Here is a 24,806-nt window from a genome sequence, read left to right on the forward strand (position 1 = left end):
GTATTCCGTCAATATTCCTGCAATTTTTTGTGTCTTTTATACGCAATGATTGGCGGTAATTTGGCGCAGATTTTGATTTCAGGTTCATTCTGCAATGCCGCTCACTTTGAGCCAATTGCCAACACTTCTAAAATATCAAAATGCAGCTGAAACGCGTTTGTAGAGAAGTCACACTCGACCGCCTGTCATCCTTAATACAAGTGATTTCTCAGCATTTGTCGTCAGCACTGCACGGTAAAACAAATATTTCGTACATAATCAAATTTGAAGTGGCGTCAACGCTAAATTAACATTGCCAATTTTGGCAAGTTTTTACTATTAATACCGATTATTCTAACCGCTCAGTTCTTTCAGCAGTATAATAAGGCGATTTCATATCTTAAATTTAAGGATGCGGTTAGTTCGCATCCGTTAAGGAGCAATCTCGATGAGCTATAAAGTTAATTTTAAAACTGTGGAAACGACTGGTTTAGAATCCTCTCCAGTTGTTGATGCCCTCGCTGGGCTTCGAGCGAATGAAGCGCGTTATTTTTGGAACAAGTATCAACATGAATACGTCACTGAGCCTGCTGGTGACCATCCTGAATTGCTTGACCGGGTCAACACGATTCTTCAGGAACGTGACATGGTGCTGCCGTACAAACCGCTGGAAGTTTCGGATTTTGTTGTTGACGGGGTGCGCTGGACCTACGTTTTCTACGAGAATGGGTTATCAATCAACGTGCTCTACACTTTAGCAGATGGTGGCAAATGGGCCGTTGGCTTCAAGCTCTCTGACGGCATGGCGATTCCGGATGTCTTTGAAGGCAAGTTCAAATTTGCCCGCCAGCGCTCCAAACTCGCAGGAACGATTCGCGGGTCGTTCTTTAAGATCAAGGGCGACTATCCCGATTAATCCAAATGGCAATGAACACAAAAAGCGACCCACAGCCGGGCCGTTTTTTGCGTCCATAGAAAAAGGTATCACCGCATGACTGCAGCGATACCTATCTCTTACTCTTCAAATAATACCGCACTGAGCTGCTCAGCATCGATGCCTAAAATCGGTGTACGGGTCAGCTGTTTGGCAATCGTCTGGGTCACCGTGCCACGTTGATATGGCTGACCCAGCAACGCTCTATCGAACTGGACGGCATCCAGGTTGCTAAAGAAGTCCCCTGAAAGTTTCACCGCCGATAAATGGTCGTCCGCCAAACTGTAATCAATCTGAACGAGCCCGCCACCCTTGATGTAGCGCTTATGGGTCGTTTGAAACGTTTGCCGGTTCCCGTAAATCACGGCGGGATCCGCAAACCGTGCTTTGGCAATAGCATCGATTCGCGTTTCATCCTCAGCTGTCAGGGTCACCGTACGACAGTGATTAGCCGTCACAACGGCCTCAATGATGCCTTGGCGAAATTGGTCAGCGGTCCATTCCGGTTTTTGTACCTTAAGATTGATCGTCCGCTGGTGAACTGAATGAATGTGCTTAGCCTTTTGTTTAACCGGGTCGACCCGAAGGACGCTGGCCATGGCGGCCATATCGGAATCAAATAGTAAACTGCCATGGTGCAGCTTATAGCCGGGTTCCTCATACTGGGCACTCCCGGATACCTTGAGGCCGTCAACGACTAAATCATTGCGGCTATCAGTGGAGGCGTGGATTCCCACAGCAACCAGCGCTTTTTGAATGAGCGCCAAGCCTTCTGAGAAGTCCAAATCGTTGGCTTGATCCGGCATGATCAGGGTAAACTGGCACCCGCCTTCATCCGTATAGATGGTACCGCCACCCGAATACCGGCGGACCACCGTGAGACCGTGCGCGTCTACTTCGTTTAGATTCAGCTCCGAAAACGCATCCTGGTACTTGCCAAGCATCACCGTTGGCGTCGTCGTCCACAGCATGAACACCGGCTCCGTGAACCGATTATGGGTCATCAGGTCATACTCCAGTGCGAAGTTATGATACACATCTCGCGACGTCACTGGCAGATAGATCATTTGTTATAAACGGCCTCCAACTCTTCCTTAGCTTTGTATGAACTCCGTACCAATGGTGAGCTGGCAACGAACTTGAAGCCGCGGCTCATCGCTTCCTTATAATACTTTTGATACCGTTCCATTGGGACCCATTCACGCAACCGGTAGTTCTTTGGACCTGGTTGGACGTACTGGCCAATGGTCAAGAAGTCAACATCCACGGCACGCAGATCGTCCATCAATTGGTAAACTTCTTCGTCTTTTTCGCCTAAACCAAGCATGATCCCGGTCTTGACGTAGGTTTCCTTAGGCGCGTGTTCCTTGACGTACTTCAAGACGCCAAGTGAGCAGTCGTATGTGGCCCGGTTCCGGACCTTAGGTGTAATTGAACGCACCGTTTCCATGTTGTGGTTAAACACGTCAGGCTTGGCCGCGATAACCTTGTCCAAGCAATCTGTCCGACCTTGGAAATCAGGGGTCAGCACTTCAATCGTTGTATCTGGGTTCAGTTCGCGAATGGCATTGATGGTGCGCACAAATTGGTCGGCACCTAGATCAGGCAAGTCGTCCCGGTCAACACTGGTAACCACCACGTGACTGAGTTCCAATTTCTTGGTTGCTTGGGCGACCCGCAATGGTTCGAATAAATCAACTTCTTGCGGATTGCCGTGAGGAATGTCGCAGAACCGACAGGCCCGGGTACAGTTAGGGCCAAGGATAATAAATGACGCGGTCCCGCTCCCGAAACATTCCCCTAAGTTGGGGCAGTTTGCTTCGGCACAGACAGTGTTGAGTTTCATGCCTTTCAGCATGTCCTCCATCTTGTCGACTTTCTTTTGATCATAGGTCACCTTTAACCAAGTTGGCTTGGTAGCGGCAACTGCAACTTTTGCGTGTTCGTGTTTTGCCATGTTTGTCACTCTGCTTTCTGAGATGGTGTTGGGCCGTCTCTGTTTTGGGTTGTTTTAAATTCTGTTATTGATGTTTTTTAGTAGGATGTTTTTTATTAGTTTGTGGTCATTTGGTTGGCTGTTTTGTTGATTTTTCCTGGCAACCTTGCCGAAACGTGCTCCGCGAGGCAGAGGGCTCCTGCATAAGGCACCTGGCCCCAAAAGTCAGGCCCGGACTTTTCCTGGCAACCTTGCCGAAACGTGCTCCGCGAGGCAGAGGGCTCCTGCGTAAGGCACCTGGCCCAAAAAGTCAGGCCCGGACTTTTTGGGCCAGGTGCCTTACGCTCCGCCCTCTAAGCGCCTCGCTCCGCACTCTACTTTGTTTCTATAGTTGCCACCAAATCATCAACCTTTGTCTCATCACCCGTAGCAACGTTCTGTTCCTTCAAAACGCCGGCTTCCTGGCTTTCAACTTGGCTGACGGCTTTTTCGGTTTCCACTTCAAACAAAACGTCGCCTTCCTTAACTTCGTCGCCGACGTTCTTCAACCATTTGCCGAAGAAATAATCATCTGACTTGGGACTTAATTTTGGCATGTGAACTTCTTTTAGCATATGAATCGCTCCTAACTGGTTTTGTTTACAAACTCAATATAGCACGAAAAAAGCGCTTTCGAGTGGCCTGCATTCAGAATTAGGAAAAACCCTTAGAAACGTTTTTATATCAACGTTTGTGCACGATATCAGCAATTCTAAAAATAAGTATTTTAAATAGGGTGTTTGCATTATTTTATGTATGAATATTCTTTTAAAATGGTATTCTATTATTATATAAGGCTTTTTTTGAAGCTTAGTTTCTTACTCGTATCATCAATAAATTATGTTTACTATAATTAACTTATACAACGTTTAAAAGCCTATCCTGACCGAGGGCTTTTGCTCAAAAGTAAGCGTTTTCTGCATTGCAAAATGTTGCCATTGTTATTTAAATAATTACTAATAGTAACGATTAGCCTGTATCATTTCACTAGGCCGATGGTCAGAACGTCTTGGCCATTATTTTCGTCCAGCCATCAGTTTCGATGACTCATTTAAAATATTCATATTCCATAAAAAAAGGACAGGCGCAATGGTCTGTCCTTTTTTATAGGTTAACTTTCTTCTGTTACGGGTTGCTGTGGTAATCGTTTCAAACCGATTCCTGTAAACCCGCTTAAAATTGAGAACACAGGTGACAACAAACTAAAGAAACAGAATGGCAGAAAGGCTAGCGTTGGCACGCCTAACGTCCCAGCCGCAAAGGAACTAGCCACTCCCCACGGCACCAAGTAGTTGATGACGGTTCCGCCATCTTCCAACACCCGGCTCAGCGCCAAGTTATCCAACCCGTGCTTGTTGAACGGCTCCTTGAAGGCTTTCCCCGGCAAAATGGTCGATAAGTACTGTTCCCCAACGAATAAATTGACGGCGATACCGCCGAAGACGCCGGCTGTGACCAAGCTGCCATCACTTTTCAGTCGTTTCACCAACGGGTCCATAGCAATCTGAATCAAATCAAACTTCATTAACAGGCCGCCCAGTGACAGCGTCATAATAATCAGCGAGACCGTCGACATCATCGAGGTGATCCCGCCACGGCTCAGCAGCGTATCCACAGACTGGTTACCCGTATGCGCGACATAGCCGCTCTCCATCATCGTCACCAGCTTCTGAACGAACATGGCTGGGTCGTGAATGAAAATCATGACCACCCCGATGCCTATATTGATCATCAACGTCGCAATCGCCGGAATTTTCAAGAAGGCACAGATAAACATGGCCAAAATCGGTAACGCTGCCCACCACGTGATCATGAAGTGACTGTTGAGCACGTTTACCGTTGTTGACACCTTGGTCAGCGTATCGCTCGACGTATTGTGCCCGAGAAACGCGTACAGTACCAATGAGACCAAAAATGCCGGAATCGTGGACCACATCAAGTTCTTAATATGCTTAAACAGGTCGGCATCCGCAATGGCTGAGGCCAAGTTAGTTGAATCGGATAACGGCGACGTCTTATCGCCGAAAATGGCACCGGAGATGATTGCACCGGCCACCAGTGCCGGATTCAGGTTCATCGTTGTGCCCATACCGAACAGGGCGATTCCCACCGTTGAAATCGTGGTAAAGGCGCTCCCAATTGACGTACCAATCAAAGCGCAAACCAGAAATACCGATGGCACAAACCACTGCACACTCAGCATCTTAAAACCGGCCACCATCAATGATGGAATAATACCGGCCGCAATCCAAACACTGATCAGCACCCCAATCAAAATGAAGATAAACAGCGGTACAATTCCAGTCGTAACCCCTTCGGTAATACCCTTGTGGATTTCCTCCCATGAAAAGTGTTTGATTCGCGCCCATAACATGACCAACGCAATAACTAGTAAAACTGGAATCTGTGGGCTAATACCAAACCCAATCACTCCGACGCCCATAATGACCAGCATCATCAGCAATACCATGATAGCCTCGCCGAACTTTACTCTTGGTGCTTCTTTCATCTTGTATGTCCCCTTTTCTGTCGTTTGCTTTGTTGAGTTTCGATTTCTGCGTGATGTTGTAACGTTTGCTGAACAGCCTTTTGTCGCTGGTAAAACCGTTGAAATGTGTGCTGGCTTTCTGGCTGTGCTGCTAAGAATTGTGTTGCTTTTTTGATTATTACATTGCTGAAACGTGCTCCGCGAGGCAGAGGGCTCCTGCGTAAGGCACCTTGTCCCGAAAAGTCAGGCCCGGACTTTTCGGGACAAGGTGCCTTACACTCCGCCCTCTAAGCGCCTCGCTCCGCACTCTACAAAAAAACGCCCCTGCTGCGACTTTTTCGCAACAGGGACGATTTGGCAAACCGTGGTACCACCCAACTTAGAGCCCACTTGTGGCCCTCACTCACTAGATGATATCGGTTCTAGTTATTATCCGTATGATTGATAATCAGTATTTCGAAATCATCACCCTGATCGGTTCGCAGCAACCACCGACTTCCTGACACTCAGATGAGACACTACTTGATTTGACTATCAAATAATCAATAAACAGGGTAACATGCCGGGGTGGGAAAGGTCAATTAAAAGGGAATTAGAGTTTTGTAAATAAGAGAGTGGAACAAACCGGTTAAAGACTGGAGCAGAAACGGACTATTATATAAAATCCCGGGCTTGGATTTTGTAAAATAGTCCGCTTCTGTGCAAGTCTTTGGTTTGTGGAACTCGTTTCCACTAGGTCACCTAGAAAGAACAGTTCGGAATTTAGCTCCCGGTCTGATGACAAATAAGAGAGTAAAAGAAAGCTGTTAGAGACCAGAACGTCAGCACAATTAGTGGGAAATTCTGGGCTTGGATTTGTCACTAATTATGCTGACGTGGCCGGTCTCTGCTTCCTCTAACTCGTTTCCACACAGTTGCCAAGAAAGCCCAACAAACCAACAGATTCAGTCCAAGAAGGCTATCAACATATCAAGCGCACCTCTCTAAGCTCAAACTACCAATCTCAGAACCATTGTCTAAACCCCAAGATTCCAGTTGAAACGCGCCCTTCAAACGATTAAACTGGTCATTATATTAACCGGTTACAAATTCAAGAAATAAAGGACTGATTGCATGACTCACCATACGAAATGGCGGTTGCTCAGTATCGCAATGTACGTCATTTTTGTTGTTATCTGTATCATCTTCAAGCTCCTTCGTCCGGCCGATATTGGCTGGTCATGGAGCGTCTTTTGGTACATCGCTGCGGCTGGGATCGCCTACTACTTCTACTTTAAGAACGTGGCCTACCAAGAAGTCGTTTACTATGCTAAGAAGCTGCAGATGAACCGCAGTGATTTGGAGGCGATTGTGCCTAACCGAAAAAACACCGCTGAAGTCCCTGACCCGGATCACCCAAACATTTTCAGTCCAATCGTTCAAGTGCCGTTAGCCATTTTAAACCGGCTATCAGATGAATTGATCAAGCAGGCAAAAGAACAGGAGATTCCACCCTTTAAGTAAATCAATGACTGCAACGCGTTGCAATTTCAAGCAATGCGTTTTTATTTTACCGATTTCAACCTTGTTTTCGGTGCTATTACAAACATTTTTTCGCATTCTTGTGGTTATCATTCGGGTTTATGGGTATAATAGAGGTCAACTAAAGGAGGTTTCATAATGATTCATAACGTGTATTTAGACCACGACGGTAACGTTGACGACCTGGTCTCCCTGCTGTTGCTCATGCAGGTGCCGGACGTCAAACTAACTGGTGTGGGCGTTGTCGGTGCCGATTCCTACCTTGAACCGGCCGTGTCAGCATCCCGCAAGATCATTGACCTGTTTGGCCATGACAATACGTTACAGGTGGCTGCGTCCAATTCGCGCCCTGTAAACCAGTTTCCAAAGGAGTGGCGATTAAGTACCTTTTCATTTGATGCCTTCCCGATTTTGAACGAACGGGGCACCGTTAAGACCACGATTGCTGATAAGCCGGCCCACTTGGACATGGTCGATAAAATCATGGCTGCCGATGGCCCGACAACGCTGGTCATGACTGGACCGCTGACTGACCTGGCCCGAGCCTTAGAGGCCGAACCAGCAATCGAGAATAAGATCGACCGCCTGTGCTGGATGGGCGGCACCATGGATAAAGTGGGCAACGTCGCGGAACCCGAACAAGACGGCACGGTTGAGTGGAACGCCTACTGGGACCCAGAAGCCGTTAAAACGGTATTTGCCACCGCAATTCCAATTCAGATGGTCGGCCTCGAATCGACCCGCCAGATTCCACTGACACCTGCTACTCGGCAGCATTGGGCTGGTCTGCGTCGGTACGCTGCCATTGACCTGATGGGTCAGGGTTACGCGCTGGTCCCGCCGCTGGAACATTTTGAAACCAACTCGACCTACTATTTGTGGGACGTGTTGAACACAGTCGCCAGTGAGTACCCGGATGTCGTTACAACCAAGGAAGTTACCGGTGATGTCCTGACGACTGGTCCGGGTGCCGGTCGGACCTTTGAAACCGCCGATGGCCGCCCAATCACGCTGGTGACCACCGTCAATAAGGATGCTTTCTTTGCGCGGGTTGATGATTTAGCAAAACGCGCATCGACTTTAAACTAAGAACCTGAATACACCAAGGATTATCTGTTGTTTGAGATAATTCTTGGTGTATTTTTTAATTTAATGGTTGACGTTTCGAAAATTGCTGTTACAATTAATATCACAAGTTACTATTAAAGTAACAACCTACATTAAAAATAAAGGAAGTTTTTTATCTATGACAACATACGCTGTTACTGCTGCCACCGGCCACTTTGGCCAAACCGCTCTGAAAACATTGGCTGGTTTAGTACCCGCCACAAACATTATCGCGCTCGCACGAAACACAAAAAAGGCTGAAGCACTGGTGCCCGCCGGTGTAACTGTCCGTCCTGGCGACTACGACAACGAAGCCGAACTGACCGCTTCGCTTGCTGGCGTTGACAAGCTCCTGTTCGTTTCTTCGCAACCGGGCGGCCCCGTTGACCGCGAACAGCAACATAAAAACGTCGTCAACGCTGCCAAGGCTGCCGGTGTGAGCTACATTGCCTACACCAGTTTCCCGCACGCCGATACCGCTACGTCGCCGCTTTCAGCTGACCATAAGGCCACCGAAAAAGCCATTCTAGATGCTGGCATTCCCCATTCATTTCTACGCAACAACTGGTATCTTGAAAACGAACTGGATAGCTTGAAGGGTGCCCAAGCAGGCCGCCCATTCGTTTACGCTGGTGGGGACGGCCAGGTTGGCTGGGCCTTGGAACGCGAATACGCAGAAGGCGCCGCCACCGTTTTGGCTAGTGATAACCAAAAGGACATTTATGAATTCTCAGGCGCCCCGCTAACCTACAAACAGCTGGCTGCCGCTTTGCCTGGTAACTTTGACGTCCAAGCCGTTTCGACTGAAGACTTCAACAAGGGGCTTCAAGCTGCTGGGTTGGACGAAGGCACTGCCGCTGTCGTCACGATGATTCAACAACTCATTCTTGACGGCGAATTAGCCAAGACGTCAACCGATCTGTCAGAAATCTTGGGACACGATCTAGTGCCTTTAGACGCCGCCCTGGCTGAAGTATTAAAGGCTTAATTTGTTTCAAACATGATTTCAATTCATTCCTAAGTAAAAAGGCTGAACAACTGGTATTCGTACCGGTTGGTCAGCCTTTTTTATCCGTGCAATACACGTTGTGCCCAATGGCCAACGCGATGCACTATGCTTCATTTTTCTTGCGATTTTTTCAACCAGGCAAGGTCTTCCGGATCAGGACCGACCCGTTTGTCCTGGTCCAGTTTAGCAATTTCAGCCATTTCTGCTTCGTCCAAACCAAACGCAAAGATATCACGGTTCTGCTTTACACGGTCTTCATGAATGGACTTTGGAATGACCACCTCGTTGCGTTCAACATGCCAGCGCAACACAACCTGTGCCGGGGTAACGCCGTGGTCCTTGGCTAATTTTTGAATCAGCGGATCATTGATAGCGTTGTTGCGACCGCCACCCAGCGGGCTCCATGATTCGTGCACGATCCCCTGTTTTTCAAGGTAGGCGTGCAGTTCCTTTTGCTGGAAATAAGGATGCGTTTCAATTTGGTCAACGGCTGGCTTAATTTCAGTTTGGCTCATCAGGTCTTCAAGCTGAGCGGGCACAAAGTTCGACACACCAATGTTCTTGATCTTGCCTGCTTTGTACAAGTCTTCCATTGCTTTCCAGTTATCAACATAACCGGGTGCTGGCCAGTGAATGAGATACAGGTCCAGGTAATCAAGGCCCAACCGGTCGAGGGAAGCCTGAAATTCAGCCTTTGTTTCATCATAACCGCGAACATCATTCCAGATCTTCGAGGTTACAAAAATATCCTCACGCGGAATGCCGCTTTCGCGGATGGCTTCACCCACCCACTGCTCGTTACCATACAACTTTGCAGTGTCAATGTGACGGTAGCCGGCGTCAAGCGCCCACTTGATAGAATCTTTCGTATCCTGCGCGTTGTCGACTTGAAACACCCCAAGCCCCAACTGCGGAATCGTGTTGCCATTATTTAACGGAATATCAGGAATATCATTATGCATTGTTCAAAAACCACCTTTCGGAATTTTGTTGAACGCGTGTATCAGTACAGGTTAATTTTAACGATTACGGTCAGGTGTGGCAAGCAAATCAAACACTATGATTTCCAATGTGCACCGAATCAGTAAACTAGGGTGAATTGGGTTGTTGCATTTCGTCATTTAGCACGGCAGCAAGACGGCTTGCGGCTATAAGATCCTGCATTGTCAGCAAAAATTTTGACCTTAGTTAGATAGGTGCAACAGCAACGACGAAAAATCACACACTGTTAACATTATCTAAGCCAACTCGTATTGTAATGACCTTTAACAACCCAAGTGTAACCGTGGGTGGCATGCAGCTTCGAGGCTTTTATCGTCCAACTAAGGTTAGCTGAATTAAAAAGCCGTATCTTCGTGCCTTTATAAAGAATTTTGCGTTGCCTTATTTTCCAAGTACTTGGATTAATTTGATACACATAAACTGATTTTCTGACGTGTTTTGTTCGCCATTTAAACCAATAACTCGAGTCGTATCCCGGCAGCGAACTCGCATGCACGCCAATCGGCGCACCCGCCCCAATTAACACGCCAGATACTCCTAATATCATCCATTGATTCAACTTCAAAATAACATCTCCCGAAAATAAAAGATTGTTTTTTTTAGACTGATAATCGCAAATAAATGGCGCTCAGTTATGATATATCGGGTCGTGGATAGCATGCCACAATATCTCGAGCCCAATTTCCAGTGGTATTAAGTACTCTCTCGCTCATCGATGCGAAACGGCGTGTACTGCGATTCAAATTTAGTCATATCGCGTTGCAGCATCATTTTCATGCCGCGACTGCCCATTTCGTAAAACGACTGGGTCACACTGGTGATCTGTGGACGAACGATCTTGACCATTTGCGTGCCATCGATACTCATGATAGCTAGATCAGTGGGCACGTTCAGTCCAAACGTTTCAGCTTGGTTCATAACACCAATTGCTGCCAAGTCACTGGTCCCAATAACGGCGTCCAGTTCTGGTTTAGCACCAAAAGTCTTCATCGCTTCAATACCATCGTCATAGGTAAAGTGTCCATCCTGAATCCACGCCGGTTTAGTTGGCAGATCATGGTCCGCCATGGCGCGCTGATAGCCAAGGACCCGTTGTGTGCCAATGTAGGTGTGGCGGTCAATGGCAGCAATCCCAATTTTTTTGTGTCCTTTTTTGATCAAAAAGTCAGTCGCCTGGTACCCGATACGAAAATCATCTGATGCAATAAACGGTAAATTCTGGCTATCAAATGAGGTTGACAAAAAAAGGTGTGGAATGTTCGCTGCTCGCAGCATGGCGATGTCGTCGTCAACCGGCCGAATGGCAAGAATCAAAATGCCCATTACAGAACGCTCAATCACTGTCTGCAGAGCGCGGTGCTGCTGATTAGGATCAGACTCGCCCGCGTACAAGATGATGACACTCAGATTGTGTTTGAACGCTTCATCTTGGATGCCTGCAATAATATCGTTTGCGAAGTTGGTTTTGGTCGCGGAAACAATGACGCCGATGACCTTGCTGCGTTGTGTGACCAGCTCAACCGCAGCCGTGTTTTTCCGGTAGCCGAGTTTTTCCGCAGCTTGACGGACTTTCGCAGCTGTTTTTTCTGAATAAAACCCCTCTTTGTTGGCTAAAACACGTGAGACCGTAGCGATGGATACGTTTGCGGTTTCGGCAATGTCCTTGATTGTGACTGTCATAAAGGACTGCCCCCTTTTCGGTTAATCATTACTTACATTCTATCATAAAACTGTCGATTATCTATGTAAACGTTTGTGTTGTTGATTCAAAAGCATTGTAAACGTTTACTTTTCGTGATAGTATCGAAAATGTAATCGGTTACGAACACATTTTGGGAGGCATCATCCTTATGAATGCAAAACCTATCACTAACGCTTCTGATGTGCCGGACGTGAAGCCTAAAGAACACGGGCTGCCGACACTGAAATTATCAACAATTTTTGCCATGACGTTTGGCTTTTTCGGGGTCAACATGGCGTTTTCACTGCAATCATCACAGCTGGGGCGGATCTTTCAAACGATTGGGACCGACCCGAATAAGCTGGGCTTCTTTTTCATCCTGCCGCCACTGGCTGGGATGGTCATCCAACCGTTAATTGGCAAGTATTCGGATAAGACCTGGTCGAAACGATTTGGGCGCCGCATGCCATACCTGCTGATTGGCGCACCAATTGCGGCAATCGTTTTAATCTTGTTACCAAATGCCGGCTCGTTCGGCTTCGGTTACGGGTCCGCGGCCGCCCTGACGTTTGCGGCCATCGCAACGTTGTTTATGGACGTCTCCTCCAACGTTTGTATGCAGCCGTTCAAGATGGTCATTGGCGACATGGTCAACGAAGACCAAAAGGACCTCGCCTGGTCATGGCAACAATCCTTCTCCAACTTGGGTGGTGTGCTTGCAACTTTGGTGCCATTTGTTTTAGCCTTTATGGGGGTCGCCAACGTTGCCCCAAAGGGTGAAGTGCCAACCACGGTTAAAATCGCCTTTTACCTCGCAGCCGCAGTACTACTGCTGACCTCGCTTTACACCATTTCGCAAGTCCGAGAATACGATCCAAAGACCTACGCCGACTACCACCACATTGATACAGCAGAAAAGCAGCCAAAGACCAGTCTCTGGGAACTCTTAAAGAAGGCTCCTAAAGTCTTCTGGGAAGTCTCCGTCGTTCAATTCTTCACTTGGTTTGCGATTCTCTACCTCTGGACTTATAGTACCGGCGCCATTTCCATTAACGTCTGGCACACCAGCAACGCCTCATCCGCCGGTTATCAGGCTGCCGGAAACTGGTACGGCGTTCTCACCTGCGTGCAATCTATCGCTTCCGTTATTTGGGGAATGCTGGTTCAGGCGCGGACCAAACCAGAACACCGAAAATTCTGGTATCAGTTTGGCCTTGTAGCTGGTGCTATCGGGTACATCTCAATCTTCTTTATTCACGACAAATACCTATTGATTCTGCCATTCTGTCTGATTGGGATCACCTACATTACCATGAACACGCAACCCTTCTCATTACTAACCGAAGCACTGAACGGTGAAAATGAAGGCTCCTATCTGGGACTGTTCAACTGCAGCATCTGTTTGCCGCAAATTGTGGCCTCTGTCGCCAGCTTCTGGCTGTTTCCACTGGTTCACGAATTCATGCCAGCAATGTTCATCATCGGCGGAATCTCGCTCCTGCTGGCAGCCGCCTCAGTTAAAATTGTTCATTCAAAATTTGATAAATCTGCAACACACTAATTTAACTTAAGGGAGATCGTACTATGACAGCAACACATTCATTTCAAGACGAGGTCGTTTACCAGATCTATCCGCGCAGTTTTCAGGATAGCAACAGCGACGGCATCGGTGATTTAAAGGGCATTCAGCAGCGGTTGCCTTACCTGAAAAAACTGGGCGTCGACGTTTTATGGCTCAACCCAATTTATCGTTCACCGGACAAAGATAATGGCTACGATATTTCCGACTACGAAGCCATCCAGCCCGCTTATGGTGACATGACTGACTTTGAAGCTCTGCTGAACGCGGTGCACGATAACGGCATGAAACTTCTGATGGACCTCGTTGTGAACCACACCTCTGATCAGCACCGTTGGTTTCAGGAAAGCAAAAAAAGTAAGGACAACGCCTTCGCTGACTACTACATCTGGCGTGATCCCGTGGACGGTCACGAACCCAATAACTGGGGCTCCTACTTCAGCGGCTCAGCCTGGACCTATGTACCTGCCCGCGGCCAGTACTACCTGCACCTGTTCGCACCAGGACAACCGGATCTGAACTGGGAGAATCCTGAAGTGCGGCAAAGTGTTTACAGCCTCATGAAGTTTTGGCTGGATAAGGGCGCCAATGGTTTCCGGATGGACGTCATTAATTTGATTTCTAAACCAGCCGATTTACCGGATGCGCCGCAAGCTGCCGGTGCCGAATATGGGAACGTCGAATCACTCGTTGCGGACGGTCCAAAATTAAACGACTACCTGCAAGAAATGAATCGCGAAGTTTTATCACAGTACACCGATATTTTGACGGTGGGTGAAATGCCCGGATCAACGCCAGAAGATGCCACCCATTACACCAATTTGGATGGTTCCGAACTTAACATGGTTTTCCAGTTTCAGCACGTGAACCTATCTCCTAACCCGGACGCGCGACTCGGTAAGTGGAACGACCAGCCCCGTAAAGCTGCCAGAACTCAAACAAGCCTTTGCCCGCTGGCAGGTTGCGTTAGACGGCAAGGGCTGGAACAGCCTCTACTGGAATAACCACGACCAGCCGCGGACGGTCTCAAGGTTTGGCAACGATAATCCGCAATACCGGGTTATTTCAGCAAAAATGCTGGGTACCACACTGCACATGATGCAAGGCACACCATACGTCTACGAAGGCGAAGAGATTGGAATGACCAACGTACATTATTCGACGCTTGATCAATACGAAGATCTTGAATCGATCAATGCCTATCAAGCACTCGTGAATGACGAAAAGGCGGTCACGCCCGAAAAGATGTTGAAGTATCTATCCCACATTTCGCGGGACAATGCCCGAACACCTATGCAGTGGGATGACTCGACTAACGCCGGTTTCTCCACCGTTAAACCGTGGTTTGCTCTGAATTCAAACTACCCGCAGATCAACACAAAACAAGCCCTCGCCGATCAAGATTCAGTTTTCTACTATTATCAAAAACTGATTGCGTTACGTCATGACAGCGACTTGATTAAATTAGGTGATTTTGAGTTGCTTGACCCAGACGACGGTGACGTGTTTGCTTACAAACGACACTATAATGGCCAAACATTGCTTGTAATTAGCAATTTTACTGCTAATGAAGTCAGCCGTGACTATGGTCAAGAGCATGCCGACAGCCTCTTGATCGGCAACTATCCGGACGACCAGGCCAGAGTACTACGACCCTACGAAAGCAAGGTTTACCAGTTCAATAACTAAATGAATACACCGAATTTAATTACATTTTGACGTCAAGTATTCAACCCAACTTATTTTGGCGCAAACTGGCAGTCCACTGCCAGATTATCTAAATATAAACCTATGAAAACGGCATCGTCCTCCTGTGAGGTTCGGTGTCGTTTTTTTAAATTGGTCATAAAATAAGCCTCATTTTACGATAAATATTCATAATTAAAGTGAATATTCACGTTTTTTTGAATTCTATACCAATTTGGTAACGAGACCATGACTTACACAAAATGAATATTCATAATTAATATGCATTATATAAAATCCTAATTTAAATATATTATTTTGTTATTATTGGTCGGCTTTTCTCACTAACAAATAGTGCATTCATAAAATGGATTAACTGTTAATGATTAGCGGTGTAACGGGAAAGATGCCTAGATAAAATAAATATCTGCGTGGAATCAACAAAAAAATTTAAATTCTGAAAAAACTTTTTTATTTCGCAAATTGTCCGGTTCTAAGCTGATTTGACGCGATTACTCAAGTGACATCACAGTGAAATAACTAACACTTTTTAAATAAAAATTCATTAAAAGTCTTGACGAGGCAAGTAAAAACATCTAAATTTAAACTTAATTAGTATTTGATTAGAATAAATACTAGATTTAATTTATTTCTTATTTTGCAGTTGGTTCAAAAAGTTTGAAAGATGGTGAGTTTTTATATGGATCAAACATATCAACATGATTTTGAACAAAATGGTAAGCGGTATACATATTATGATATCGCAGCTTACTTGACCGATCGTGGCCAAGACATTACCACGTACCCCTATACCATTCGCATTCTCTTAGAAGAAGCACTTCGGCGGGCCAGTCAGGAACCCGACACCAAAAAAGCGTTGGAAACCTTTATCGACTGGGATCACAACCACGACAAAGACGTTGCTCACCAGCCAGAGCGGGTCATTCTTCAAGATCTCACTGGCGTTCCTGCCATCGTTGACCTTGCCGCCATGCGTGATGCTGTGGCTGATGCTGGCGGTGATGTGGAAAGCATCAACCCAGAAGTCCCTGTTCACTTGGTCGTTGACCACTCTGTTCAAGTAGACCACGCCGGCTCTAATGACGCTTTTGACTACAATGTAAAAAAAGAATTCGCACGCAACAAAGAACGGTACACCTTTTTGAAGTGGGCCCAAAATAGTTTCAAGAATTTGACGGTCATTCCGCCTGACACTGGGATTATTCACCAGGTTAACCTGGAATACTTAGCATCAGTTGTCCGCAGCGAAAAACAGGCTGACGGGACCTACCTAGCCTTTCCAGACACCCTTGTCGGCACAGATTCCCATACGACCATGATCAATGGTCTTGGCGTCCTCGGCTGGGGTGTCGGCGGCATCGAGGCTGAAGCCAGCATGCTCAGACAAAAATCCTACATGACAATGCCAGCAGTGGTGGGCGTCAAACTCACCGGTCGTTTACAGCCCGGAGTGACCGCCACTGATTTGGCGCTGACCCTGACGCACCTCCTGCGGGAGCACAACGTTGTCGGCAAATTCGTTGAATTCTACGGTGAGGGACTTGCCACACTGCCCCTTGCCTACCGGGCAACGATTGCCAACATGGCCCCAGAATATGGTGCGACCTGCGGCTACTTCCCAATTGACGACCAGACACTGGCCTATCTCAAATTGACGAACCGCCCCCAAGAATTGATTGATCTCGTCACCACCTATGCAAAACGCAACCAACTGTATGATAACGGTACGCAACAACAACACTACACAGAAGACGACGCCTTGGACCTCGGCACTGTCACCAGCAGTGTCGCCGGTCCTAACCGGCCGCAAGACACCATCAAGCTTGATGAGATGCCAAAGCAGTTTGATGATCGCCGCGATATGCCAGCCTACCCCGTTACCGTTGCAGGTCAAGACTTTGACCTGCGTCCCGGTTCACTGGGCATTGCCGCTATCACAAGCTGTACAAACACTTCTAACCCGCAAGTCCTGATTGCGGCTGGATTGATTGCTAAAAAAGCAGTTGAACTCGGCCTGAAGATTCCAGCTTACGTTAAAACATCGTTTGCCCCCGGCTCACGGGTCGTTTCCGAATACCTGAAAGCTGCCGGTCTACAAGGTTACATGGACCAATTAGGCTTTAATTTGGTCGGCTACGGCTGTACCACTTGTATCGGAAACTCTGGTCAGCTTGAACCCGAATTACAAGAACGGGTCGCTAAAGAAGCCTATCCGCTGGCTGCTGTTGAAAGTGCCAACCGGAACTTCGAAGGTCGGGTCAACCCGCTTGTCAAGGATACCTATTTGGCATCACCGCCATTAGTTGTGGTCTACGCGTTAGCCGGCACCTGTGATATTGATCTGACAGCGACACCGGTCGGCACTGACAAGAACGGTCAGGCGGTTTATATGGAAGACCTCTGGCCAGATGATCAAACGATCGATGACATGACGCAAAAATACCTTAAGCCGGAACAGTTTGCCGAAAACTACGCATCGATTCTCGAACAAAACGACACTTGGAACAAACTGGAAGCACCAACCACTAAGACCTATCAGTGGGACGACAAGTCGACCTACATCGCTGAACCGCCATTTGCGCACAACGCTGCGCAACCAGAACAACCGCACTTCACCAACATGCGCGTTTTGGCAAAACTCGGCAGTTCCATTACTACCGACCACATTTCACCAGCCGGCTTTATCGGCGCCCGCACGCCGGCAGGCAAGTATCTGCTTAGCAAGGGTGTTGATATCAAGTCATTTAACTCCTATGGTGCCCGTCGTGGGAACCATGAAGTCATGGTTCGGGGAACCCTGGCAAACATCCGCCTGCAAAACCAGCTGTCACCGGATAAAATTGGCGGGTTCACGAACTACTTACCAGACGACAAGGAAACGACCATTTACGACGCTGCGGAAGCTTACAAGCAATCCGACACGCCACTGGTTATTCTTGCCGGCAAAGATTATGGCATGGGTTCTTCGCGTGACTGGGCAGCAAAGGGTGTCAAACTCCTTGGTGTCAAAGCCATCATTGCTGAAAGTTTCGAGCGGATCCACCGCGCCAACCTCGTCATGATGGGTGTCATGCCCCTCGAATACCTGCCTGGTCAGACCGCAGATACGCTGGGTCTCGATGGTACCGAAACCTTTGAAATCAACGTAGACGGTCAAACAGCCCACGTTACAGCCACTAAGGGCGATCAAAAGACCACCTTTGATACCAATGTCCGCTTCGATACGCCAACCGACTGGACCTACTACCAACACGGCGGGATTCTACCGCTTATCGTTCAAAACAAACTTGCCGGATAATTCCGGTCGTCAGTCATTGTGAGGTGATTGAATGGCATTACCAAAAGGCTTGGCCGGCGTTGTTGTCGACCAAACAAAAATCAGTTCAACTAAAAATGCGATCCTAACCTACGCGGGTTACCGAATCGAAGACCTGGCAAACGCGTCATTTGAAGAAGTCGTCTACCTACTGTGGTACACGCGCCTCCCCTCTCCAGAGGAGCTGCACAACTTCAAGCGCACGTTAGTCGGCCACATGAATCTGCCGGACGAAACACTCCGATTAATGAATGAAATTGCGAAAGAACCACAGCATCCCATGAGTATTCTTCGGACCACCGTTTCGTTGCTTGGCACCACTAACAACGTCAAACGCGATGATCCCCCGACCATTCTCGGGAAAATGCTGACGGCGATCGCAGCAATCATCCGGATTCGCGATGGCAAACCATTGCTGCGCGCACAGCCCGATTGGTCCGTTGCAAAAAACTTCATGTACCTGTTTTCCGGTAACGAACCAACCGATGAACAAGCTGCGATGTTTAACACCGTGATGGTCCTGCACGCGGAACACGAATTTAACGCGTCCACCTTCACCGCGCGGGTCGTGGCCTCAACACAGTCCGACTATTACTCATGCCTGACCGCCGCCGTTTGTGCTCTGAAAGGGCCGTTACACGGTGGCGCCAACGAACGGGTCTTCAATATGTTGGAGACGATTCGCGGACAGGAATTAGCGCCGACCGAGTATCTCAAACAAGAACTCGCAGCCGGTCACAAAGTGATGGGCTTCGGTCACCGAATCTACAAAAACGGCGACCCCCGGGCGAAGATTCTTCGCGGCATCGCTGAAAAATTAGCTGCGCAAACGGGCAACAGCGACTACTATGACTTGCAAGCCACGTTAGCCGATTACATGCTCAAAAATAAACACCTGCATCCAAACGTCGACTACTACACGGCGTTGATCTACCACTGTTTAGGTCTGGATAAAGCCACCTTTACCATGCTGTTTGCGGCCTGCCGCACAGCGGGTTGGCTGGCCCACATCTTAGAACAACAGCGCGAGGGTTGTTTGATCCGACCATCCTCAGAATACGTCGGGCCCACCAACCAACACTACTTTGGAAATCGGAGGCAAACATATGACACCCAGCAAAATCACGTTCAATTCGGGGAAGCTTAACGTACCCGATAATCCTATTATTCCTTTCATTGAAGGCGACGGCATCGGTCCAGAAATCTGGGGTGCTGCCAAAACAGTCTTCGACACCGCTGTTCAAACAGCTTTTCAAGGCAACAAGGCGGTCAGCTGGCTGCCGTTGCTGGCCGGAGAGACTGCACATAAAAAAACGGGCCAATGGCTGCCTGATGAGACCTTGACTGCCCTGCGCGAAAACCGCGTTGGTATCAAGGGACCCCTGACCACCCCAATCGGTCATGGTCACCGTTCCATCAACGTTACGCTCCGACAAAAACTCGATCTCTACGCCTGTTTCCGCCCCGTCACTTACTATCCTGGGACGCCGTCACCCGTTGTTCATCCTGAAAAAGTCGACATTGACGTTTTCCGTGAAAACACCGAAGACATCTACGCCGGGATCGACACCCCGGGCGGCACGCCAGAAGCTAAGGAATGGCAAGACCTCTTAGCAAAACAGGGTCAGCTGGATAAGGTCCGGTTCCCAGAAACAGCTGCTTATGCCATTAAGCCGATTTCCAAGGAAGGCTCCACCCGTTTGGTGAAAGCGGCCTTAGACTACGCGCTAACGAACAATAAACACATTGTGACCCTGGTCCACAAAGGCAACATCATGAAAAAGACTGAGGGGGCCTTTAAACAATGGGGCTATGAATTAGCCGACAGCTATGACGAAACGTTCACTATGGCTGAATATGACCGAATCAAGGCTGATGAAGGCAGTGCAACAGCCGACGCAAAACTGGCTGAGGCCAAGGAAGCTGGCAAGATCATTGTCAACGATGTCATTACCGACAACTTCTTTCAGCAAGCTCTCCTCTACCCTGACCACTTCCAGATTGTAGCTACCATGAACCTGAATGGCGACTACATTTCCGATGCTTTAGCTGCCCAAGTTGGCGGCATCGGCATCGCCCCCGGCGGTAATATCAACTACCAGACCGGCCACGCTGTTTTTGAGGCCACTCACGGTACTGCACCGCAGTTTGCGGGTCAAAACAAGCTTAATCCAACCTCACTGATGCTCTCGGGTGCCATGATGTTTGATTACCTCGGTTGGCATCAGGTTGCCGACCTCATCCGTGATGGCATTAAGCAAGCCATCGCCACCCACCACGTGACCGAGGACTTTGCCCAAGATGATACCGCAACCGTTCTCGGTACTAGTCAATTCGGCGACTATGTTGCCGGGTTGATCACCAACGCAGTCAAGGCTTAATTGTCCTACACCTTATATGTACGTCATTGAAACCAATGATGCTTTAAAAACCTCAGATCTTTTCTGAGGTTTTTGTATTGTACATGCCGAGTCGTTCGTTGCATACCGCCTCCGACCACTAGGCGCTATTTTCAGTATTCAAAACCAACCGACTTCACCCAACGAATATCTCAAATCGCCGCCATTTTCGGTGCGAATCCGAAAATTTAATAATTCAGTAAAACGCTGATTATACCCGCTTTCATCAGCAGTTGATTTTACAAATTAGGAAAAAAAGGTTAAACTTTTAGGGCAAATGAAGTATGCTTAAGCTTAGTAGTATATCATGTGGGGTTAGCTCGCACGTTCTTGATACTGGAGGTTTTTCACGTGAATAATCAGGAACCGCAATCGCGAATGCAACGCTACAATTTCAACACCGAGGACAATAATAAGCGTCCCAACCGCAAACGTCCCAAGAAGCCGCACCGGATCCGCAAGATCCTCGTCAGTTTCTTGGTTATCTTAGCGCTTATTATCGGCATCGGTGTTTGGCTCGCTAATCGCTCGACCAGTGTCGGTACAAACGACGACACAACGCAAGTTTCAAGCAGCAAAAATGATACATCAAAAAAGGACAGTGACAGTTCATCCGCTTCCGATAAGGCTTCTACTTCATCGGATAGTCAGACACACGATAGCAACAACTCATCAGATACAACTAGTCAGGACGGCACTAGCGAGGCACCAGCCTCAGGCCGTCAAAGTTCGGACACTCAAACATCAGAATCAAATGTTCAGGACAGCGGGCAAAACAGTTCTGCAAGCAAAAAGAAAGCTTCGTCAGAAAGTAAGGCCTCATCAAATACTACTGCTAAATCTTCGACATCTTCATCCAAAAAGTCATCGAAAGCAGCATCGACTTCCTCATCGACAGACAGCGATGCTTCATCCTACAACTTTAGCTCATCACACACTTTCTCCTCCATCTCGGATGCGAAGGCGTGGGCTTCAGCTACGAAGTCCTCATGGTTAAAGGTGGGATATTCCACCTATACGATTACTTCCGATGCTCAGGGTAACTACGTGTTACAATTTACAAAGTAAACCCCCGAAACAGGTTAATTCGACGCCTAAGCCTACAATGGTTTGGGCGTTTTTTGGTTGGTTAAAAAAAGTGGTAGTCCTCGAAAACGAAGATCACCACGATTATTACTTTATTCCCCTAAAAACCGTAAAGCAAACTGCTCATAAAATTGCACACTCAGTAAAAATTGCTTTACGCTGATAAATTCATTTGCTTCATGTGAGGTGTTGCTGCCGGGACCGATCACGATTGTTTCAAACGGTCGCTTAGCCCGCCTGAATTCCGCACCATCGTTCGCCCCTGCTGATCCGACCGGCATAATTGGCCGTCCCATAACGCGGTGGCCAACTTTTTGTGCCAGTTTAACCATTGGTCCGTCCACACGGCCCGGAATGGCCTCCTCTGGGTAACTGTACGTGATGCTGAGCTGAAACCCCGGCCGTTGATTCAAATGCTCAATAAGCCCCTCTAGTGCCTGATAAATGACCTTGTTTGGGTAGGCAGGCGTTGTCCGGATATTTGCCGCCAATCTCGCGTGATCGGGGACACTATTGATCTGCTCACCTCCAGAAATCATGTCGACACTGTGAATCAGACCGCCTAAAACGGGATCCATCTTATCAAATGTTTTCATTAACGCATTGACTTCATTATAAAAAGCCAGCAGGTGGTCGATAGCGTTGATGCCCTTCTGCGGGTTGGCGCTGTGGGCCGACCGACCGACAGAATCAACGTAGTAGTCGATCACACCGCGTGACATATAACTCAGCTTCGTCATTCCGCTGGGTTCAGCAATCACCAAACCAGCCAAATAGTCCGCGTAACCGGCATCCGTCAGTTGTGCAGCCCCATACTCACCAGTTTCTTCGCCGACGGTGGCCAGCAACCGAATCGAGCCGGTTGTCGGTTCACCCTGTTCCAGCATTTCCAGCATGGTGATGACAAGGGCTGCCAAACCGCTCTTCATGTCCGAAGCGCCCCGACCGTACAACCGGCCATCCTTGATCTCCCCGCCAAACGGATCGCCATCCCAGTCAGCTAAATCACCGGGTGCCACCACGTCCATGTGTCCAGAAAAGCCCAATTGCGGCCCATCCTGATTGCCAATCGTGACGACCAGGTTATCGCGGCCGGGTGCGTACGTTACCGTCTCCACCACAGCCCGATTTCCGTACGGCGCAAACAGCCCTGCAATGTAGCGGGCTACTTCGGCCTCGTTTCCATTGACCGACTGAATTCGGATCAACTGTTGCAAAATGGTCACCATGGTCGTTGTTTCCATACTTGTCCCCTCAGTTCTTCATTTGTTTCTGCTCACTTTAGCATACCCTGTTTGTCGCCATCTAATCAACTGAATCTCAGACAAAATTGAATTACTTACGGTTTAATTCATTCTTGCTGTATAATATAGTAAAGATTCATTGGAGGGTTGTGCTTATGAAAATTGATATTCCAATTACAAACGGCTACTTACCCGATAAATACGGGAAGCACGCTGCCGACGAATTCAAACGTGATGGGGGGCCCGCTCGGTCATTTCCAATTACGCTGACCGACGTCCCAGCTGGCACCAAAACATTTGCTGTTACCATGATTGACCACGATGCCATTCCAGTCGGGGGATTCACCTGGATCCACTGGGTTGCCGCCAACATCGACGGGTCACTGACTGAAATTCCTGAAAATGCCAGTCTTGATCCAGCCGTGCCAATGACGTACGGTAATAATTCTCAGGCCGGCCACATGGTCAATAATCCGGACGAGATTTCCCGGACCCATTACACTGGCCCGCTGCCGCCCGACAAGGATCACCGTTACACCGTCACAGTTTATGCCCTTGACGATCGGTTGCCGCTGAAAGACGGTTTCTGGCTCAACGAACTGTGGGATGCTATCGAAGGACACGTTTTGGCACAGGCGACCAAGATTGTGCTAAGCCGCGTTTAATCGCGAAGAGAAGGGGATTTTCCTATGTTAAAATACCAAAATGTGTTGGTACCGCTTGATACCTCATCGTTATCCGAACTGGCGCTTGCTAAGGCCGTGGCCGTTGCGAAACGAAACGACGCTCACCTGGATCTGCTCAGCGTTATTGATACCCAACGCTCAACGTCCAGTTACTTCGGTTCCATGATGACCAGCGACCTCGTTGATAAGTTGGTCGGCGATGCGCGCAAATATTTGGAAACACTCGTCAAACAAATTGAAGAAAAGTACGGGCTAACGGATGTTTCGACCCACATCCGTTTCGGTAATCCAAAAACCGTGATTGCCATGGAATTCATTAAGGATCATAAAAATGACTTAGTCATGATGGGCGCCACCGGAATGTCCGCCATGGAACGGGTACTGACCGGTTCTGTGACTGACTTTGTCACTCGAAACGCACCCTGTGACGTGCTGGTCGTTCGGACCGATATTGCCAATACATCGATGTCGGATACCGACAGTCCGTTTCGGAAAGATAACAACTAAACAGTATGACATTGATAAGGCTGGGAACTTGGCTTCTCGGCCTTTTTCTGTGGAATGAGATGTGATATTCTTCAACGTTATTGCCAAAGATGTGGTCATTAACAATATTTCAGTATCTGAATTTTGACTAACACGATTGTTTTTATTAAAATATAATGAGATAATTGTTAGACTGATGATTTTTGCTTACAGGATACTTTTATTTTTGGCGCTTATTATTGACGTCTTAGTGTTTGCGGCTGGGTTGATCAGTTGGAAATTACTAGTTGTTCAATTTTTTGTTACATATTTTGGTTGATGCGGTACTTTTTTGGCGTTAGAGATTATTTTCCGTTTGCTCAAAGTGCACGTTCGATTTGCGTACTGCCCTTACATTGCTGAAACGTGCTCCGCGAGGCAGAGGGCTCCTGTATAAGCAACTTCCGGCACAAAATCCAAGTTCGGGATTTTATGCCGACCTGCCCTATATTCTGATTCCTTCCGCACGCTTATTATTTAATTCTCTATAGATGCGCACTTCTTCTGCGCTTTACCCTTACATTGCTGAAACGTGCTCCGCGAGGCAGAGGGCTCCTGTATAAGCAAC

At 48.0% G+C, this 24,806-nt stretch carries 19 protein-coding genes and 1 pseudogene; 12 read left to right on the top strand and 8 right to left on the bottom strand.

Going from position 1 to position 24,806, the window contains the following annotated elements:
• Window positions 1-427: 427 nt before the first annotated feature.
• Window positions 428-895 carry a hypothetical protein gene (locus FC82_RS15970; protein WP_054762527.1) on the top strand — a complete coding sequence of 156 codons (468 nt, stop codon included), beginning with the start codon at window positions 428-430 and terminating at the stop codon, window positions 893-895.
• 98 nt (window positions 896-993) lie between these two features.
• On the opposite strand, the gene FC82_RS15975 is transcribed toward FC82_RS15970, so the two are convergent.
• From FC82_RS15975 to nhaC, 4 genes are all read right to left on the bottom strand, one after another.
• Entirely contained in the window at window positions 994-1,980 is a 987-nt protein-coding gene (locus FC82_RS15975; protein WP_054762526.1) for a lipoate--protein ligase, read from the bottom strand.
• Window positions 1,977-2,870: a lipoyl synthase gene (gene lipA, locus FC82_RS15980; protein ID WP_054762524.1), complete on the bottom strand. Its 894-nt coding sequence runs from the start codon at window positions 2,868-2,870 to the stop codon at window positions 1,977-1,979. The genes FC82_RS15975 and lipA overlap by 4 nt, the downstream gene beginning before the upstream one ends.
• Window positions 2,871-3,223: 353 nt before the next feature.
• The gene (locus FC82_RS15985) at window positions 3,224-3,463 is read right to left on the bottom strand and encodes a lipoyl domain-containing protein (RefSeq protein ID WP_054761058.1); all 240 of its coding nucleotides are present in this window, start codon (window positions 3,461-3,463) and stop codon (window positions 3,224-3,226) included.
• Window positions 3,464-3,999: 536 nt separating this feature from the next.
• A complete protein-coding gene (gene nhaC, locus FC82_RS15990) occupies window positions 4,000-5,397 on the bottom strand; it encodes a Na+/H+ antiporter NhaC (RefSeq protein WP_056997487.1) in 1,398 nt (465 codons plus the stop codon).
• Between the two features lie 1,092 nt (window positions 5,398-6,489).
• Here nhaC and FC82_RS15995 point away from each other — a divergent pair.
• The 3 genes from FC82_RS15995 to FC82_RS16005 all read left to right on the top strand — a co-directional run bounded on the left by FC82_RS15995 (window position 6,490) and on the right by FC82_RS16005 (window position 8,992).
• Entirely contained in the window at window positions 6,490-6,879 is a 390-nt protein-coding gene (locus FC82_RS15995; RefSeq protein ID WP_056997488.1) for a hypothetical protein, read from the top strand.
• 159 nt (window positions 6,880-7,038) lie between these two features.
• Window positions 7,039-7,986, top strand: coding sequence for a nucleoside hydrolase (locus FC82_RS16000; RefSeq protein ID WP_054761064.1), 948 nt, complete (start codon window positions 7,039-7,041; stop codon window positions 7,984-7,986).
• 157 nt (window positions 7,987-8,143) lie between these two features.
• Window positions 8,144-8,992 (top strand): NAD(P)H-binding protein, encoded by an 849-nt coding sequence (locus tag FC82_RS16005; protein WP_056997489.1) that lies wholly within the window; start codon window positions 8,144-8,146, stop codon window positions 8,990-8,992.
• A 131-nt stretch (window positions 8,993-9,123) separates the two neighbouring features.
• Here FC82_RS16005 and FC82_RS16010 read toward each other — a convergent pair whose 3' ends face one another.
• From FC82_RS16010 to FC82_RS16020, 3 genes are all read right to left on the bottom strand, one after another.
• Window positions 9,124-9,975: an aldo/keto reductase gene (locus tag FC82_RS16010; protein WP_054761054.1), complete on the bottom strand. Its 852-nt coding sequence runs from the start codon at window positions 9,973-9,975 to the stop codon at window positions 9,124-9,126.
• 272 nt (window positions 9,976-10,247) lie between these two features.
• Complete coding sequence (locus tag FC82_RS16015) at window positions 10,248-10,580, bottom strand: hypothetical protein (protein ID WP_056997490.1); 333 nt, start codon at window positions 10,578-10,580, stop codon at window positions 10,248-10,250.
• Between the two features lie 128 nt (window positions 10,581-10,708).
• Window positions 10,709-11,695, bottom strand: a complete 987-nt coding sequence (locus tag FC82_RS16020; protein WP_056997491.1) for a LacI family DNA-binding transcriptional regulator — start codon at window positions 11,693-11,695, stop codon at window positions 10,709-10,711.
• A 170-nt stretch (window positions 11,696-11,865) separates the two neighbouring features.
• Here FC82_RS16020 and FC82_RS16025 point away from each other — a divergent pair, with 170 nt between their 5' ends.
• The 6 genes and pseudogenes from FC82_RS16025 (at window position 11,866) to FC82_RS16050 (ending at window position 21,765) form a co-directional block, all read left to right on the top strand.
• Window positions 11,866-13,257 (top strand): SLC45 family MFS transporter, encoded by a 1,392-nt coding sequence (locus tag FC82_RS16025; RefSeq protein WP_054761050.1) that lies wholly within the window; start codon window positions 11,866-11,868, stop codon window positions 13,255-13,257.
• Between the two features lie 23 nt (window positions 13,258-13,280).
• Window positions 13,281-14,964: pseudogene (locus FC82_RS16030) on the top strand (glycoside hydrolase family 13 protein).
• A gap of 697 nt (window positions 14,965-15,661) precedes the next feature.
• Window positions 15,662-18,280 (top strand): aconitate hydratase AcnA, encoded by a 2,619-nt coding sequence (acnA, locus tag FC82_RS16035; RefSeq protein ID WP_056997518.1) that lies wholly within the window; start codon window positions 15,662-15,664, stop codon window positions 18,278-18,280.
• Between the two features lie 31 nt (window positions 18,281-18,311).
• Window positions 18,312-19,445 carry a citrate/2-methylcitrate synthase gene (locus tag FC82_RS16040; protein ID WP_054761048.1) on the top strand — a complete coding sequence of 378 codons (1,134 nt, stop codon included), beginning with the start codon at window positions 18,312-18,314 and terminating at the stop codon, window positions 19,443-19,445.
• A complete protein-coding gene (gene icd / locus FC82_RS16045) occupies window positions 19,405-20,679 on the top strand; it encodes an NADP-dependent isocitrate dehydrogenase (protein ID WP_056997492.1) in 1,275 nt (424 codons plus the stop codon). The genes FC82_RS16040 and icd overlap by 41 nt, the downstream gene beginning before the upstream one ends.
• 369 nt (window positions 20,680-21,048) lie before the next feature.
• Window positions 21,049-21,765, top strand: coding sequence for a hypothetical protein (locus FC82_RS16050; protein WP_056997493.1), 717 nt, complete (start codon window positions 21,049-21,051; stop codon window positions 21,763-21,765).
• 110 nt (window positions 21,766-21,875) lie between these two features.
• Here the strand turns inward: FC82_RS16050 and FC82_RS16055 are convergent, their stop codons facing one another.
• The gene (locus FC82_RS16055; RefSeq protein WP_054761044.1) at window positions 21,876-23,027 is read right to left on the bottom strand and encodes an ArgE/DapE family deacylase; all 1,152 of its coding nucleotides are present in this window, start codon (window positions 23,025-23,027) and stop codon (window positions 21,876-21,878) included.
• 155 nt (window positions 23,028-23,182) lie between these two features.
• Here FC82_RS16055 and FC82_RS16060 point away from each other — a divergent pair, with 155 nt between their 5' ends.
• Both FC82_RS16060 and FC82_RS16065 read left to right on the top strand, forming a co-directional pair.
• Window positions 23,183-23,692, top strand: coding sequence for a YbhB/YbcL family Raf kinase inhibitor-like protein (locus FC82_RS16060; protein ID WP_054761042.1), 510 nt, complete (start codon window positions 23,183-23,185; stop codon window positions 23,690-23,692).
• 24 nt (window positions 23,693-23,716) lie between these two features.
• Window positions 23,717-24,220, top strand: coding sequence for a universal stress protein (locus FC82_RS16065; RefSeq protein WP_056997494.1), 504 nt, complete (start codon window positions 23,717-23,719; stop codon window positions 24,218-24,220).
• Window positions 24,221-24,806 lie beyond the last annotated feature (586 nt).

The organism is Secundilactobacillus collinoides DSM 20515 = JCM 1123 (assembly GCF_001435975.1).
Taxonomy (GTDB): domain Bacteria; phylum Bacillota; class Bacilli; order Lactobacillales; family Lactobacillaceae; genus Secundilactobacillus; species Secundilactobacillus collinoides.

Coding starts and splice junctions, on each gene's coding strand:
- FC82_RS15970 (WP_054762527.1), top strand. CDS start 428: ATGAGCTATAAAGTTAATTTTAAAACTGTGGAAACGACTGGTTTAGAA.
- lipA (WP_054762524.1), bottom strand. CDS start 2,870: ATGGCAAAACACGAACACGCAAAAGTTGCAGTTGCCGCTACCAAGCCA.
- FC82_RS15975 (WP_054762526.1), bottom strand. CDS start 1,980: ATGATCTATCTGCCAGTGACGTCGCGAGATGTGTATCATAACTTCGCA.
- FC82_RS16055 (WP_054761044.1), bottom strand. CDS start 23,027: ATGGAAACAACGACCATGGTGACCATTTTGCAACAGTTGATCCGAATT.
- nhaC (WP_056997487.1), bottom strand. CDS start 5,397: ATGAAAGAAGCACCAAGAGTAAAGTTCGGCGAGGCTATCATGGTATTG.
- FC82_RS16020 (WP_056997491.1), bottom strand. CDS start 11,695: ATGACAGTCACAATCAAGGACATTGCCGAAACCGCAAACGTATCCATC.
- FC82_RS15995 (WP_056997488.1), top strand. CDS start 6,490: ATGACTCACCATACGAAATGGCGGTTGCTCAGTATCGCAATGTACGTC.
- acnA (WP_056997518.1), top strand. CDS start 15,662: ATGGATCAAACATATCAACATGATTTTGAACAAAATGGTAAGCGGTAT.
- FC82_RS15985 (WP_054761058.1), bottom strand. CDS start 3,463: ATGCTAAAAGAAGTTCACATGCCAAAATTAAGTCCCAAGTCAGATGAT.
- FC82_RS16005 (WP_056997489.1), top strand. CDS start 8,144: ATGACAACATACGCTGTTACTGCTGCCACCGGCCACTTTGGCCAAACC.
- FC82_RS16010 (WP_054761054.1), bottom strand. CDS start 9,975: ATGCATAATGATATTCCTGATATTCCGTTAAATAATGGCAACACGATT.
- FC82_RS16025 (WP_054761050.1), top strand. CDS start 11,866: ATGAATGCAAAACCTATCACTAACGCTTCTGATGTGCCGGACGTGAAG.
- FC82_RS16040 (WP_054761048.1), top strand. CDS start 18,312: ATGGCATTACCAAAAGGCTTGGCCGGCGTTGTTGTCGACCAAACAAAA.
- icd (WP_056997492.1), top strand. CDS start 19,405: ATGACACCCAGCAAAATCACGTTCAATTCGGGGAAGCTTAACGTACCC.
- FC82_RS16060 (WP_054761042.1), top strand. CDS start 23,183: ATGAAAATTGATATTCCAATTACAAACGGCTACTTACCCGATAAATAC.
- FC82_RS16065 (WP_056997494.1), top strand. CDS start 23,717: ATGTTAAAATACCAAAATGTGTTGGTACCGCTTGATACCTCATCGTTA.